Genomic DNA, 14,570 nt, shown 5'->3' on the forward strand with positions numbered 1-14,570 from the left:
ACCTCGCTTTGCCCGACAACGCCAAACGGCTGTGGATCGTTCAGCCAAGTTAACGTTATCCCGGCTTTGGCGGGGGCAGTTTCGCTGCGGACATGGACCTGCCGTCCCCCAGTTGCGATACTAACCTTCTGTTAAGGCTGTCGTCCTGCGGCTGCCGGGCCTTCGGCTGAGCTTAAGGAAGAAAGCCAAACCCATGCGGTCAAATCTTGCGTGATGAGTGACGCGGAATTCCAGATCCAGGCGCTCGGCGATGTCAGGCTGGCGGATCATGCGATGGGCGCCCTGCCGGCATGGCTGTGGGCGGCCGACGGCGCGCGGATTCTCTGGGCCAATCCGGTCGGCGCGCAGGTATTCGGTGCCGCCAACGGCGCCGAGCTGGCGAAGCGCGGCTTCGGCCCGGCCGATCCGCACCGCCGCCAGGTCGCGCGGCTCGGCCACAGCCTGAACGCCAATGGCGCGGTCCGGCTGGAGCGCCTGCGCGGCTTCGGCGCGGCGCCCGGCATGCTCGCGACCTGCGGCTGCGCCCGGATCGACCTGCCGGACGGCAGCCACGGCATCCTGATGACCGCGCTCAACGCGACCGGCCGCGGCATGTCGCTCGCGGAACGCCTGCAGCGGCTGTTGCAGGGCTTGCCGCGTCCGGCCGCCGCCTTCACCAGCGACGGACTTTTAGTCGCAACCAATGAGGCGGCGCGTGTGCTGCCCGGCCTGCACGACCTCACCGAAGCCGGTCTCGATGCCGCGCGCGACGAAGCGCTGACGCAGGGCCGCGCGGCGGCGAGCGTTGCGATCGGCCGCGTCGTGCTGCAGCGGATCGGCCACGGCGCCGATCGCGCGCTGGTCGCGTTGATCAAGCCGGCGCCGCATCTCGCCGCGAGGCCGGCGCCGATCGTGCCCGAGCCGGTTGAGTCGGAGACGCCGGCGCCCGAAGCACAGGCTCCCGCAGCGCCAGCGCAGCAAGAGGCCATGGCCGTAGAGCCGCCGCCAGCACCTGCAGTTGTCGAACAAGCCGTTGCGCATGACGAAGCGCACGCGACGGCCGGCGCAGCACCGATCGCCTTCACACTGTTCGACGCGCTGGATCCGCAGTTGGAAGAGCGCGTCACAATCGAGCCGATCGTCAGCGCGGCCAAATCCGAACCTGAGAATGCTGCTCCATCTGCCGCGGCAGCAGAGGCGGCGCACGTAGAGGCGCCCGTCGAGACCGCAGCTCTCGACACCACGCAAGACGAAACACCTGCCGCCGAGGAACCTCTGTCGGAAGCACTGATCGAAGTGCCGGACGGCGCGCAGGTCGAAGAGCCTACGCCTCTTGCCCCGCCACTTGCGTCGGCAGAACTTACGCATTCAGAGTCGACGTCCGTCGAGACTGCGCCTCTCGACACCACGCCCGACGAAAGCCCCGCCGTCGAGGAGCCGTTGTCGGAAGCGCTGATCGAAGTACCCACGGAGACGCACGCCGAAGAGCCCGTGCCGGAGTCCGCGCCTGATCTCGCAGAGACGGCCAACACGCGGGAAACATCAGCGCCGCCGGCCGATCCCGTCCCCTCGCCTTATGCGATCGCTGACACGCCTGCGCCTGTCGCCGAACCGGAGCCCGCGACATTGGCGCCGGTGCCACCGCCATCCTGGCTCGACGAGGCGTTGCCGGTGCGGCGGCATCCGCTGCGCTTCATGTGGCAGATGGACCATGAGGCCCGCTTCTCGCTTGGCTCCGATGAATTCACCCGCCTGATCGGCCTGCACACCGCGGCGGGCTTCGGCCGGCTGTGGAGCGATATCGCCGAGAGCTTTGGCCTCGATCCCGAGGGCCGCGTCATGCAGGCGTTCGCCAGCCACGACACCTGGAGCGGCATCACGCTGCACTGGCCGGTCGACGGCGGCGGCCGGCTGCCGGTCGAACTGTCCGGCCTGCCGATGTTCGATCGTGCCAGGAATTTCGCCGGCTACCGCGGCTTTGGTGTGTGTCGCGACCTCGACGGGCTTGCGCGACTCGCCGCATTGCGCCGCTATGAGTTCTTCAGCGGCACGGTCGCGCCGCAATCGCTGTCGGCCGATGTCGCACCGGCGCCGCGCACCGTTGCGCCGCCCGGGCCCGCCGCGCCACAGGACAATCCTCCGCCGCACGCGGAGCCGCCGCCCGACACGACCGCCATATCACCACCCGAGGAATTGACCGAGCCGACAGCCGCAGAAACTTCACACCGAGCCGATCCGGATCACGCCGTGGAAACGCACGAGGAAACGCACGAAGTGCGTCACGACCCGCCACCGAATGTGGTGCCGTTCCGTCCCGGCGGCGACACCCGGCCGCCGTCGCTGACGCCGGTCGAGAACAACGCTTTCAACGAGCTCGCCCGTCAATTGTCGGCGCGGCTCGAGAACGAGGCCGGCCTCGCCGCGACCACGAACGACAGCGTGCCGGCCGAGCCGGTCGCCGAAGCGCCGCCCGCAAGCGAACCGCCGCGGCAAGCAGAGGCGCCAGCGCAAGAGGCGGTCGCGCAGCTGGAGGCGCCGGCGGAAACACCAAAGGCCAGTTGGCTGGCTGCGGCGGAGCCGGCGCCGCGCGCCGACTCCCGGCGCGACCGCGCGCTGCTCGATCTGCTGCCGGTCGGCATCCTGATCTACCGGCTCGACCGCCTGCTCTATGCCAACCACGCCTTCCTCTCGCGCATGGGCCATGACAGCCTGCACGCGCTGGAAGCCGCCGGCGGCCTCGACGCGCTCTATGTCGAGCCCGGCGTCTCGCAGGCGAGCAGCACGTCGGGCACCGGCACGCCGGTGACGATCTCCGCGAACCAGAGCACCGAGCACGGCGCGCAGTCGGTGTCCGCCGAGGCGCGGCTGCACACCATAACCTGGGACGACGATTCCGCGCTGGCGCTGATCTTCTCGCGCACGCTGGACGAGGATGCCGCGATCGCCGCCGCATTGTCCGAGCCGGAGCCGGCCGCCGAGCCACTGCTTGCGCCGGCTGAGCCGCAGGCCGGCCACGCCGACGCCGAGGAGCTCGGCGCGATCCTCGACACCGCGGCCGAAGGCATCATCATGTTCGATGCCGAGGGCAACATCCATTCCTGCAACCGCAGCGCCGAGGCGCTGTTCGGCTATGATGGCGACGAGTTCGTCACCCGCAAGCTCGCCGACCTGTTCGCGCCGGAAAGCCAGCACGGCATCTCCGACTATCTCGCCAGCCTGAAATCCGCCGGCGTCGCCAGCCTGCTCGACCACGGCCGCGAGACGCTCGGCCGCGTCCGCCAGGGCGGCATCATCCCGCTGTCGGTGACGATGGGCCGCACCCGCGCCGACGGGCCGAACTTCTTCGCGGTGTTCCGTGATCTCTCGCAGACCAGGAAGAGCGAAGGCGAATTGCGCGAGGCGCGGCGGCTCGCCGAACGCGCCGCCAACGCCAAGTCCGACATGCTGGCGCGGATCAGCCACGAGCTGCGCACGCCGCTGAACGCCATCATCGGCTTTGCCGAGGTGATGATCGGCGAGCGCTTCGGCGCGCTCGGCAACGAGCGCTATGTCGAATACATGAAGGACATCCGCGCCTCCGGCGAGCGGGTGATCGCGATCGTCAACGATTTGCTCGACCTCTCGCGGATCGAGACCGGCAAGCTCGACCTCGCCTTCGCCAGCCAGAACCTCAACGAGTTGGTGGAGAGCTGCGTCGCGGTGATGCAGCCGCAGGCCAACCGCGAGCGCATCATCATCCGCACCTCGCTGGCCCACACGCTGCCGCCTGTGGTCGCTGACGCCCGCGCGCTGCGCCAGATCACGCTGAACCTGATCGGCAACTCGATCCATCTCGCCAATGCCGGCGGCCAGGTGATCGTCTCGACCGCGCTGTCGGATTTCGGCGAGGTGATGCTGCGCGTGCGCGACACCGGGCAGAGCCTCAACGACAACGAGGTCGCCGCGGCGCTCGAGCCGTTCCGCGCCCCGACGCCTTCCGATCAGGCCGGCTCCGGCGGCGTCAGCCTGTCGCTGACCAAGGCGCTGGTCGAAGCCAATCGCGCCAAATTCCACATCAGGACCGGCGGCCGCACCGGCACGCTGATCGAGGTGACCTTCGCCCACGCCGCAGCGCGGGCGTGAGCAGCGATCTGCCGTTCGCGCTCTTGCGGGCCGATTCCAGGACACTGCGAACATCTGTCGCGTCGGATCCGCGCGGCGCGGCATAGATCTTGCTGTCATTTAGCTCGTTTGAATTCATTGCCGTGCGGCCCCGCCCATTTTCCGGGCATTCGGATTTCACCGATGCGCTGTCTTGTCGTCGCCGATCTGCATTACTCATTGCCGCAGTTCGACTGGCTGCTGGCGGCGGCACCGCAATTCGATCTCGTGATCTTCGCCGGCGATGCGCTCAACCTCGGCTCGGCGGTCGATTTCCGCGCCCAGATCGTCGTCGTCACGAAATACCTGTCGCGGCTCGCCGATCTCACGCGGGTGATTTTCTGCTCGGGCAATCACGACCTCGACGAGCGCAACCCGGAGGGCGAGAAGATCGCGCGCTGGGTCGCCGGCATCCGGGAATTCGGCGTCGCCTGCGACGGCGACAATCTGGCCATCGGCGACACGGTGTTCACGGTGTGCCCGTGGTGGGATGGCCCGCTGGTCAAGGCGCGGATCGACGAGCAGCTTCGTGCCGCAGCCGCAGTGCCGCACCGCCGCTGGGTCTGGGTCCATCACGCCCCGCCGGCGGATTCGCCGACCAGCTGGGGCGGCAAGCGCTTCTTCGGCGACGCCGAGCTGCTCGGCTGGATCGAGCGCCACCATCCGGCGATGGTGATCTCGGGCCATGTGCATCAATCGCCGTTCATCCAGAGCGGCTCGTGGTTCGACCGGATCGGAGCGACCTGGGTGTTCAACACCGGCCTGCAGCCCGGCCGTCCCCCGGTCTACATCGTGCTCGATCTCGCGCAGGACGAGGCGTTCTGGCTCGCGGCCGGCGATGCGCAGATGATCGATCTCAAGGCGCCGCTGTCGCGGCCGGCGGCTCCCGTGCGCGAGGCGCCGGACTGGCTCATATCCTTGGATCGGATTGCCGATCCGAGCCTGGCGCGATCTGCATCGGCGGCAGGTTGATCATGCTCTGCAGCACCTCGCCGACCATCGCCAGATGGGTGCCGTGATCGGCATATTGGTGCATCAGGTCGGCGAGATAGGTGGTGGCGACATGAAGCCGTTGCGCCAGCAGCTGCGCGATCAGCAGCGCCACCGCCGGCTGCTCGCGCAGGAACGACGCCGCATCGTCGAACTCGTACAGGACGCAATCATTGGCCGTGCGCACTTTGGCGCTGTGCGCCCGGTCGAGCAGCACACTCATCTCGCCGAACACCGCGCCGGGCTCGTCGATCACGGCGACCAGACTGTCGCCCTTCACGACTTCCACCTTGCCCTCGAGCAGCACGAACAGATGACCGGTCTTGCCGCCCTCCTCGATGAAATCCGTGCCAGCCGGCAAGCTGCGCCTGCGACCGCCGGTGCAGTGATCAAGGATAGCTCGCATGTTTCATCTCCGTCTCCGGTCAGACTAGGCAGAGATGCTGTCGCGTCAAACGGCATTAGCTGGGCGTTCTGCCCAAATTGTCGGCACGCCACCGCGTGACCCGCGGCGCGATCCAGCCCTTTGCGCACGCCTCAGGCGGGCGCGTTATGCTTGACCGCCAGGAAATCGCCGATCGTATCGAGGAACAGTTTTGGCGATTGCAGTTGCGGGACATGCGCACATCCCGGAATGACCCTGAGCCTGGCTCTCGGCAGGCCGCCTGCCAATTCGTATGACATCGGCGGCGGCGTCGCCTCGTCATATTCGCCGACCACGACGAGTGTCGGTACGGTCACGCTGCGCAGTTCGGCGCGAAGATCGAGGCTCGTCAGCGCGTCGCAGGCCGCGCAGAACACGTTGAGATCGGTGCGCAGGAATGCGTCGCGGCGATCCTGCATCAGCGCGGGATGCTGTGCCTGGAAATCCGGTGCGAACAGCCGGCGCATTGCAATGTCGGTGATCGCGGCGAGCCCCTTCTCGCGTGAAACCCTGGCCATGTTGCGAAACGCCTCGCGGCCCGGCTCGGAGAACGCCGCACCGCTGTCGGCGAGGATCAGCCGGCTCGCGATCGCCGGGTGGCGGATCGCCATCTGCAGCGCGACGAACCCGCCATAACCATTGCCGAGCACGATGGCCGGCGTGCCATCGGCCGCATCATGCACCGCGTCCGCCATCCGGTCGGCAATCGCGGCAAGGCCGCCCTCAACCGCGCTCGACCGACCGAATCCCGGCAGTTCCGGCACGATGGTCCGAAACGACCCGGCAAGCTCCGGCACGATCGCATCGAAGCTCGCGCGATCCGACAGCAGCGAGTGGAACAGGACCAGCGGCGGCCCCTCGCCCGACAGGGCTGCGTTGACTGTGCGGTTGGCCAAAAGCCTGTCCATCGTCGCTCTCTTTCCGATCGCGCCCGAAATTCGCGCATTTGGGCTCCAAAGCGCCCCCGCGGATGATTGATAAATCAAATCACCGAGATTTCAAGGATTTCAGCTTGACGTGATATTTCACAGACTACAATTTAATGGGCAGGAGACCCAAGAAAATGATCCTTCTCCGCGAAAATATCTACGAGAACCTTCGATCTGATATTTTATCGTGCCAGTTTGCTCCCGGTGATGAAATACGAGAGCAGGATCTGGCCGAGCGTTACGCGGTCAGCCGCCAGCCGGTTCGGGACGCGCTGCTGCGGCTCGAGCGCGAGCACCTCGTGACGGTGCAGCCCCGCCAGGGTTACCGGGTCAATCCGATCTCGCTGTCCGACGCGCGCGATCTGCTGCGCTTCCGCCTTGCGCTCGAGCCGGCCTGCGTCGCCGAAGCAATCGAGAGCGCGCCTGACAGCATCCTGAAATCACTCGATGAATTCCGCCGCTTCTCCGGCAGCCATGAAGACTTCATCACCTACAATCGCGGCTTCCACTCGGCGCTGGCGCACGCGTCAGGCAACCGCCGCATGGCGACCACGCTCTGCGACCTGATCGGCCAGGCCGATCGGCTGGTGCGCGTCAGCGTCTCCAATCTGAAGGGCCACGACCCGGCGAAGCTCGTGGCCGAGCATGTCGCATTGATCGACGCCATGCAGCAGCGCGAGGCGCGCACCGCGGCCCGCATCATCAAGGCTCACATCGCGGCGACCGAAAAGCGCGTGCTGCCGGCACTCAAGCGCAACGCCGTCATCGTCGAAGAGAGGTCATCATGAACATTCCGTCGAAGCCCGCGACGATCGACGTCGAGATCCACGGCAACTTCATCGACGGACGCGAGGTCGAGGCCGGAGACGGCGAGATGCTCGACGTCCGCAATCCCGCGACCGGCGACGTCATCGCCCGGATTCCGAATTCGACCGCCGCGGATATCGACCGCGCGATGAGGAGCGCTCGCGCTGCATTCGAAGGCAAGGCGTGGGGCGGGATGGACACGAGGGCGCGCGCCCGGCTCGTCAACAGGCTTGCCGACGCGTTCGAGGCCAATCTCGACACGCTGTACCGGCTGGAGACGTTGAACAACGGCCGTCCCGTCAACGAAACCCGCGCGCAGCTGTCGCGCCTGCCGGATTTCTTCCGCTACTTCGCCGGACTCGCGCTGTCGCGCCGTGATTCCGTCATTCCGGTCGAAGGCGCGTATCTGAACTACACGCTGCGCACGCCGATCGGAATCGTCGCCAACTGCACGCCCTTCAATCACCCGCTCATGATCTTGTGCAAGTCGCTTGCCGTCGTGCTGGCGACCGGATGCGTCACCGTGGTCAAGCCATCGGAATACACGCCGCTGACGACACTGAAGCTCGCCCAGATCTTCAGCGAGGCCGGACTGCCTCCCGGCGTCTTCAACATCGTGCTTGGCCTCGGCCAGAGCGCCGGCAAGATGCTCGCCGAGCATGGCGACATCAACAAGCTTGTGCTGACCGGCGGGACCGAAGCAGGCCGCATCGCGGGCAGCGCCGCGGCGAAGGTGTTCGCGCACCAGACCATGGAGCTCGGCGGCAAGACGCCGGTGATGATATTCGACGATTTCGACGTCGACCGCGCCGTCAACTATGCCGCGTTCGGGGCCTTCATCGGCGCCGGCCAAACCTGCGTTTGCGCGTCGCGCCATATCGTGCAGGCCTCGATCTACGACGAGTTCGTCGAAAAGCTGCAGGCCAAGACCCGCACCATCCGTATTGGCGATCCGTTCGATCCGAACACGCAGCTTGGGCCGGTGATCTCGGCACGCCAGCGCGACCGCGTCCTCAGCTATGCGCGCTACGGTCATGAAGACGGCGCGCGGCTGCTCACCGGCGGCGCGGCCGCAAAGGTCGCTGGCCACGACAACGGCTATTTCGTCGAACCGACCGTGTTCGCCGACGTCAAATCCGACATGCGGATCTTCCAGGAGGAGGTGTTCGGCCCCTTCACCTCGGTGACCCCCTTCAAGGACGAGGCCGACGCGCTCCGGCTCGCCAACGACTCGCCCTTTGGCCTCGCCGCCGCCATTCGCACCCGCGACGTCGCACGTGCGCATCGCGTGGCCGCCGCGGTCAAGGCGGGGATCGTCTGGATCAACGATCACCACCGGCTCGATCCGGCCTCGCCCTGGGGCGGCGTTGATGATTCCGGCATCGGCCGGGAATGCGGTACCGAGAGCTTCGACGACCATTTCAACACCAAGAGCGTGATGGTCGCGACCCACGAACAGCCATTCGATTGGTACCGCGACACGGCCAGCCAGCGCCGGTTGAACTAGCCGCAGTCGAGCAAAGCGGCAAACCGCCCACAGATGGCGGGCCGCATCACCGAGGAAACAGTCAAGGGGAGAGTGCATATGTCGACATCGGTCAATGCCGGGAGCCGCCTCGATCGGCTACCGATCGGACCATTCCATCGCCGGATCATGATCCTGATCGGAATCGGAATGTTCTTCGACGGTTTCGACATCTATATCGCCGGCACCGTGCTCGGCGTGACGCTGAAAACCGGATTCTCGACGCTCGCCCAAAACGCCGCGTTCATCTCCGCAACCTTCGTCGGCATGATGCTCGGATCTTTCGGCACCGGCTTCCTCGGCGACCGTTACGGACGACGCTTCACCTACCAGTTCAATCTGCTGCTGTTCGGCATCGCGTCCCTGGCGGCGGCGTTTGCGCCAAACATGGCCTTTCTGATTGCCTGCCGTTTCGTGATGGGCGTCGGTCTCGGCGCCGAAAACGTTGTCGGCTATTCCACGATGACCGAGTTCGTGCCGGCCCGGAGCCGCGGCAAGTGGCTCGGCTTCACCGCCGTCTGCGTCGTCACCGGCCTGCCCATCGCGCTGCTGGTCGCATCGGTCGTCGTCCCGCAATTCGGCTGGCGCGCGATGTTCGTGCTGGGCGGCGTCGGCGCCTTGATCGTCTGGTACCTGCGCAAGTCGCTGCCGGAGTCGCCGCGTTGGCTGGAGGCGGTGGGACGCACCGCCGAGGCCGAGGCGCTGATGCAGGCGATCGAGAAGGAAGCTTCCCAGGGGCAGCCCTTGCCGGCGCCCGCGGCTGCAACGCCGGCACCGGTGTCGCCCGATCTCGCCACGCTGTTCACTGCGCCGCTGCTGTCCCGCATGATCGTCGGCGCGGTATGCCTGATTACCATCAATACGCTGCTCTACGGCTTCGTGACCTGGCTGCCGGTGTTCTTCATCAAGCAGGGCCTGTCCGTCGCGACCTCGTTCGGCTACTCGCTGCTGATGGCGCTTGGCGCGCCGATCGGCTCGGCGATCGGCGCCCTGACCGCCGACCGCTGGGGCCGCAAGCCTACGATCATCGGCGCATCGCTGATCTCGATCATCCTCGGCGTCATCTATCCGATGATCTCGGATCCGTTCCTACTGCCGGCCGTCGGCTTCGCGCTGACCGTGCCGATCTATGTCTTGGTCGCGCTGTTGTTCGGCATCTATATTCCCGAACTGTTCCCGACCGAGGTGCGGCTGCGGGCATCCGGCATAGTCAACACACTCGGTCGAGGTGCCACCATCGTGACACCATTCCTGGTCGTGATGCTGTTCGAAGCGCGCGGCGTCGCCGGCGTGATGGCCCTGATGATCGGACTGCTCATCGTGCAGATCATCACCGTATGGGCGCTCGGCATCGAGCCGCGGCACCGCAGCCTCGAGGAGCTCAAGGGCGAGGAATCACCATCCGCAATTCCGCAGGAAGCTTCGTGAGGCGGAGCGACTTTTCTCGCTACAAGCTTTGACGGCGCGGGATACCCGCGCCGTTCGCGTCACTCCCACATCTCCGGCGTGACACGCCCGGCGAAGCCGCAGTCGATGACCCGCTCCTGCGGATTGCGATCGACGATCAACCGCAGCAGGTCGGGGCGCGAATAATGGCCGCCGATATCGCACAGCGCCTTGGCGGCGAGCACGGCCTGCCGCGAGCCGTCCGCGATCAGGATGGTCTCGCCCTGCGCCGGACCTGCGATGACCTCGCCGCGCGGGTCGATGATGACGCTGTCGCCACTGTACTCGATCGTCGAGAGCTCGCGGTAACGTTCCGGCGTGATATCGTGCGAGCGCATGCCGCCGACCGCGATGACGTAGCAGCCGGCTTGCGAGGCGAACGCGCGCGACAGCAACAACTGCCGCGGCCAGAGCGGCGTCGGCGACGGTGGCGCCACCGCAGGCTCCCGCCCCGGCCACGCCGCGACGTGGATCTGCGTTCCCTGCGCGGCCAGCGCATAGCCGGGCAGCATGGTGTTGTGCTCCCAGCAGTTGAGGCCGCTGATCCGGCCATAGGGCCGCTCATGCACGCGCAGCCCCGCCGCGTCGCCATCGGCCCACACCGAGCGCTCGTTGAAGGTGGGCTTCAGCTTGCGATGGCGGCCAAGCAGCCGTCCCTCGCGGCCGATGAACAGCAGCGTGCAGTAGACCGTGCCCTTGGTCACGGCATCACGTTCGGCGACGCCGATCACGACATCCAGTCCGGCGGCCTCGGCGGCGGCGCAGAGCCGGTCGGTCGCGGGCGAGGGAATCTCGACCGCGTTATCGAGATATTCGGCCATCGCGCGAAACGTGCTCGGCCCGGTCGGCGCGTGACAGAAGAAGGGATAGCCGGGCAGCCAGGTTTCGCCGAAGGCGGCGATCGTCGCGCCCATGGCACCCGCCTCGCCGATTAGGTGGCAGGCCTTCTCCACCGAGGCGTCGCGATCGAATGGCACCGCGGCGGCCTGGATCGCCGCGAGCCTGAAATGCGTGTCGGATGTCATGGCTGTGCTCGCGTCAGTCGACGCCCTTGCGGACAGCGTCGAGTGCGCCCGCAAGCAGCTCCAGCGCCTTGACGCGCCGCCGTCGCGCCAGACGCGCCTCGCCGACCTTGCGCTCGTGCTCGCCGGCGATGAAGGCCTGGATGTCCGGCAGCGGACGAATGACGCCACGGCTGCCCCACTGGCCGTCGGGGATCTCGGTCGGAAACACCCATACCTGCGCCGCCACATCCTCGAACGAACCGCCGGCAGCGCGCACCACGGCGTCGGTGACGTCCCTCACCAAGGCCGCGCGCGAGGCTTCGGTGTACTGCCCCTCGGGGACCGTCGGGACGATGCGAAATCGTGGCGACGGCGATGGCCGGCCCGCCACATAAACTGCGGCCGGCCGATGCAGGAAGACAACGGTGACGCCTTGCGCAACCTTGTTCGCCGGATCGAATCCCTCGTGGCCGATCAGGATATCGCCGAGCTCCTTGATGAGCCGCGCTTCCGCTTCCGGCTTCAGGGCTCCTTCGGGAATTGTCACGTCGATCATCGGCATTGAGGCGACCTCCTGTTGTTGACGGGGACGAGGTCTATCCGCGGCGTGCTCCCGGCAGCAGTGGCAGTATCGCCATTTTCAGGGCAAATTCGGACACGGCGTTCTCAGGCGGCGGAGGCCCTGCGCACGAACCGGCGCTGGTATTCGCGTGGCGAGAGCCCGGTCTCGCGCTTGAACAGCCGGCGGAAGGTCGACAGATCGTCGTAGCCGACGCGCGCACTGACCGCGTCGAGCTTCAGCCGCGTGGTTTCGATCAGGCGCTTGGCGACATCCACCCGCAGCGCTTGTAGATATTGCAGGGGCGCCTCGCCGACCGCCAGCTTGAAGCGGCGGTTCAACGTCCGCTCGCTGACCGAAAGGTCGCGGGCCAGTTTGGCAAGGCTGAAGCCCTGTTGCAGCGACTTCTCCATCATGCTCTGCGCCCGCGCCACCAGCGCGTCGGAGTGCTGCGTGTCGGACATGCGGCTGACATAGGGTGCCTGCGAGACGCGGTTGCTGTCGATCAGCATCAGCTTGCCGGTCTCCGCGGCCACGTCGGCACCGGCGAACTTATCGACCAGCCGAAGCGCGAGATTGAGCGAGGTGGTCACCGCGCCCGAGCAGACAATGCGGTTCTGCTCGGTGAGGATCTCGGCGACGCGCAGATCGACCGCCGGGTAGCGCATCGCGAATGTCCGTCCCTTCGCCCAATGGGTGGTCGCAACCCTGCCGTCGAGCAGGCCGGCCTCGGCGAGGATGAAGCTGCCGGTGCAATAGGACGCCAGCAGGGTACCGCGCTCGTGCTGCCGGCGCAGCGCCGCGAGCAGCGGCTCGACGGTATCGAGCCGCTCGAAGAAACGTTCGATATCGCCGACGAACGGCCCGGGGATCACCACCGCGTCTGCCGAAGACCGCGCACCGATCGGCCCATCGACGCCGATGACCTGGCCTGACGCCGTCTGGACCGGCCGGCCACTCAGGGACTCGACGCGCCACCGCAGCTGAGACGGCTTGCCGTTGTGACGTCGCGGCTGCCGCGCCGTCACCGAATTGGCGGCGGTGAACACGTCGACAATCCCCGCCACGCCCGAAGCGAGGATACCGTCATAGACCCAGATCCGGATAAGTGGCATGGCCGTGTCCGATTTTGCACAACATGGTGCAATTCTGCCATTGCATGGACGACCGGACAAGCGCGATCCGGTACGTCGCGGCCTCTCGGTTCAAGCATCAGCGTCTCTGGAATACTGGATCACCAGCATGCGCGGGTGATGACACCGCGTTGTGCGATATTTGAAGCGAGAACTACCCTCAGCGTCGTCCCGGCGAAGGCCGGGACCCATAACCACAGCTGGTCATTGGTAAGCGATGCTGGAACGACGAATCCCATCCACAACATCCGCTGCGGCGTATGGGTCCCGGCCTCCGCCGGGACGACGGGTGCATATGCGGCAGCATTTGGTGCGAATAACTCACATCGCCCGCGCAAATCTGCGAAAGCCCGGCGCACCGGTCATCGCTTCGAAGGCGGCGTCGCGCTTCTCTTCGGCGAAGGTGAAGCCGGCCTTGGCGTAGCAGCGCTCGGCGGCGTCGTTGCCGATCAGGAACGAGATCGATGCCTGCGTGTAACCGGCCGCCTTGCCGTCGGCGAGTGCGCGGCGGATCAGGTCCTGCACCAGGCCGCCGCTGCGATGGGACGCTTGTCGGGCGACATGCTCGATCAGCCAGTCGCCCTCGCCGCCTTGCACCCAGCAGTTACGGGCATAGCCGCCGCGCGCGACGATGGCATCGGCGTCCATGCCGGTCTCTGCTGCGACTTCCTCGATCGCCGCACGTGCCGCGACGACGGTTCCGGATGCCGGCATCGCGCACAGCGCGGCGGCCGGCACGCCATCGACTTCAGCGATCAGGAAATGGGCGACGTGATACCATGACCGCACCCGTGCCACGGCGAGCCGCGTCATGAACGCCAGGCATTCCGCCTCGCCTTGGTCGAGCGCGATGTCAAACCAGCCGCGCGGCAACGGGCCGCGCTGCGCGGCCAGAACGGTGCGGGCGATGAAGCCGGCGTCATCGGATCGTGCGGGACGGATCGAGGATCGTCCCGCACCGATCATCTCAGGTGTTCTTCAGCGCGACGCGGAATTCGGCCTCGGTCTTGGCCTTGACCTCGTCGAGCGTGACGCCGTCGGCGAGCTCGATCAGCGCCATGCCGTCCTTGCCGTGCTTGTCGATGGTGAACACCGCAAGATCGGTGACGACCATGTCGACCACGCGCTCGCCGGTCAGCGGCAGGTTGCACTGCTTGAGCAGCTTGGGGCCGTCCTTGGCGGAATGCTCCATCACGACCACGACGCGCTTGACGCCGGCGACGAGGTCCATGGCGCCGCCCATGCCCTTCACCATCTTGCCGGGGATCATCCAGTTGGCGAGGTCGCCGTTCTGCGCCACCTGCATGGCGCCGAGGATCGACAGATCGATATGGCCGCCGCGCACCATGCCGAAGGAATCGGCCGACGAGAAATAGCTGGTCGAGGGCAGCTCGCTCACCGTCTGCTTGCCGGCGTTGATCAGGTCGGCGTCGACCTCGTCCTCAAAGGGGAACGGGCCCATGCCGAGCATGCCGTTCTCGCTCTGCAGGCTGACGTCGATGCCGTCGGGAATGTAGTTCGAGACCAGCGTCGGAATGCCGATGCCGAGATTGACGTAATAGCCGTCGCGCAACTCCTTGGCAGCGCGGGCGGCCATCTGTTCACGGGTCCAGGCCATGAGGCTCTCCTGAGGA

At 66.7% G+C, this 14,570-nt stretch carries 12 protein-coding genes; 5 read left to right on the forward strand and 7 right to left on the reverse strand.

Annotated features, from left to right (window positions below; all coding sequences use genetic code 11):
- The first annotated feature begins 213 nt into the window (after positions 1–213).
- Together ACVWY5_RS33480 and ACVWY5_RS33485 are read left to right on the forward strand one after the other, a co-directional pair.
- Entirely contained in the window at positions 214–4,101 is a 3,888-nt protein-coding gene (locus ACVWY5_RS33480) for a PAS domain-containing protein (RefSeq protein ID WP_028336026.1), read from the forward strand.
- 162 nt (positions 4,102–4,263) lie between these two features.
- Entirely contained in the window at positions 4,264–5,091 is an 828-nt protein-coding gene (locus tag ACVWY5_RS33485; RefSeq protein ID WP_028336025.1) for a metallophosphoesterase, read from the forward strand.
- Here the strand turns inward: ACVWY5_RS33485 and ACVWY5_RS33490 are convergent.
- A complete protein-coding gene (locus ACVWY5_RS33490; RefSeq protein WP_028336024.1) occupies positions 5,030–5,515 on the reverse strand; it encodes a cyclic nucleotide-binding domain-containing protein in 486 nt (161 codons plus the stop codon). The genes ACVWY5_RS33485 and ACVWY5_RS33490 overlap by 62 nt on opposite strands.
- A 131-nt stretch (positions 5,516–5,646) precedes the next feature.
- Positions 5,647–6,441 carry an alpha/beta fold hydrolase gene (locus ACVWY5_RS33495; protein ID WP_028336023.1) on the reverse strand — a complete coding sequence of 265 codons (795 nt, stop codon included), beginning with the start codon at positions 6,439–6,441 and terminating at the stop codon, positions 5,647–5,649.
- A 155-nt stretch (positions 6,442–6,596) separates the two neighbouring features.
- Between ACVWY5_RS33495 and ACVWY5_RS33500 the strand changes: the two genes are divergently transcribed.
- From ACVWY5_RS33500 to ACVWY5_RS33510, 3 genes are all read left to right on the forward strand, one after another.
- Positions 6,597–7,250 carry a GntR family transcriptional regulator gene (locus ACVWY5_RS33500; protein WP_080667160.1) on the forward strand — a complete coding sequence of 218 codons (654 nt, stop codon included), beginning with the start codon at positions 6,597–6,599 and terminating at the stop codon, positions 7,248–7,250.
- Positions 7,247–8,776: an aldehyde dehydrogenase gene (locus ACVWY5_RS33505; RefSeq protein WP_028336021.1), complete on the forward strand. Its 1,530-nt coding sequence runs from the start codon at positions 7,247–7,249 to the stop codon at positions 8,774–8,776. The genes ACVWY5_RS33500 and ACVWY5_RS33505 overlap by 4 nt, the downstream gene beginning before the upstream one ends.
- Positions 8,777–8,854: 78 nt before the next feature.
- Entirely contained in the window at positions 8,855–10,222 is a 1,368-nt protein-coding gene (locus ACVWY5_RS33510) for an MFS transporter (RefSeq protein WP_028336020.1), read from the forward strand.
- Positions 10,223–10,281: 59 nt separating this feature from the next.
- Here ACVWY5_RS33510 and ACVWY5_RS33515 read toward each other — a convergent pair whose 3' ends face one another.
- The 5 genes from ACVWY5_RS33515 to ACVWY5_RS33535 form a co-directional block, all read right to left on the reverse strand.
- Positions 10,282–11,265, reverse strand: coding sequence for a carbon-nitrogen hydrolase family protein (locus ACVWY5_RS33515; protein ID WP_028336019.1), 984 nt, complete (start codon positions 11,263–11,265; stop codon positions 10,282–10,284).
- Between the two features lie 13 nt (positions 11,266–11,278).
- On the reverse strand, positions 11,279–11,806 hold the full coding sequence (locus ACVWY5_RS33520; RefSeq protein WP_028336018.1) for a tautomerase family protein: 528 nt from the start codon (positions 11,804–11,806) through the stop codon (positions 11,279–11,281).
- Positions 11,807–11,910: 104 nt separating this feature from the next.
- Complete coding sequence (locus ACVWY5_RS33525) at positions 11,911–12,918, reverse strand: GlxA family transcriptional regulator (RefSeq protein WP_028336017.1); 1,008 nt, start codon at positions 12,916–12,918, stop codon at positions 11,911–11,913.
- A gap of 339 nt (positions 12,919–13,257) precedes the next feature.
- Positions 13,258–13,902, reverse strand: coding sequence for an N-acetyltransferase (locus tag ACVWY5_RS33530; RefSeq protein ID WP_028336016.1), 645 nt, complete (start codon positions 13,900–13,902; stop codon positions 13,258–13,260).
- Position 13,903: 1 nt separating this feature from the next.
- Positions 13,904–14,554 carry a 3-oxoacid CoA-transferase subunit B gene (locus tag ACVWY5_RS33535; RefSeq protein ID WP_028336015.1) on the reverse strand — a complete coding sequence of 217 codons (651 nt, stop codon included), beginning with the start codon at positions 14,552–14,554 and terminating at the stop codon, positions 13,904–13,906.
- Between the last annotated feature and the right edge of the window lie 16 nt (positions 14,555–14,570).

The sequence above is a fragment of the Bradyrhizobium sp. USDA 3256 genome (assembly GCF_054058275.1).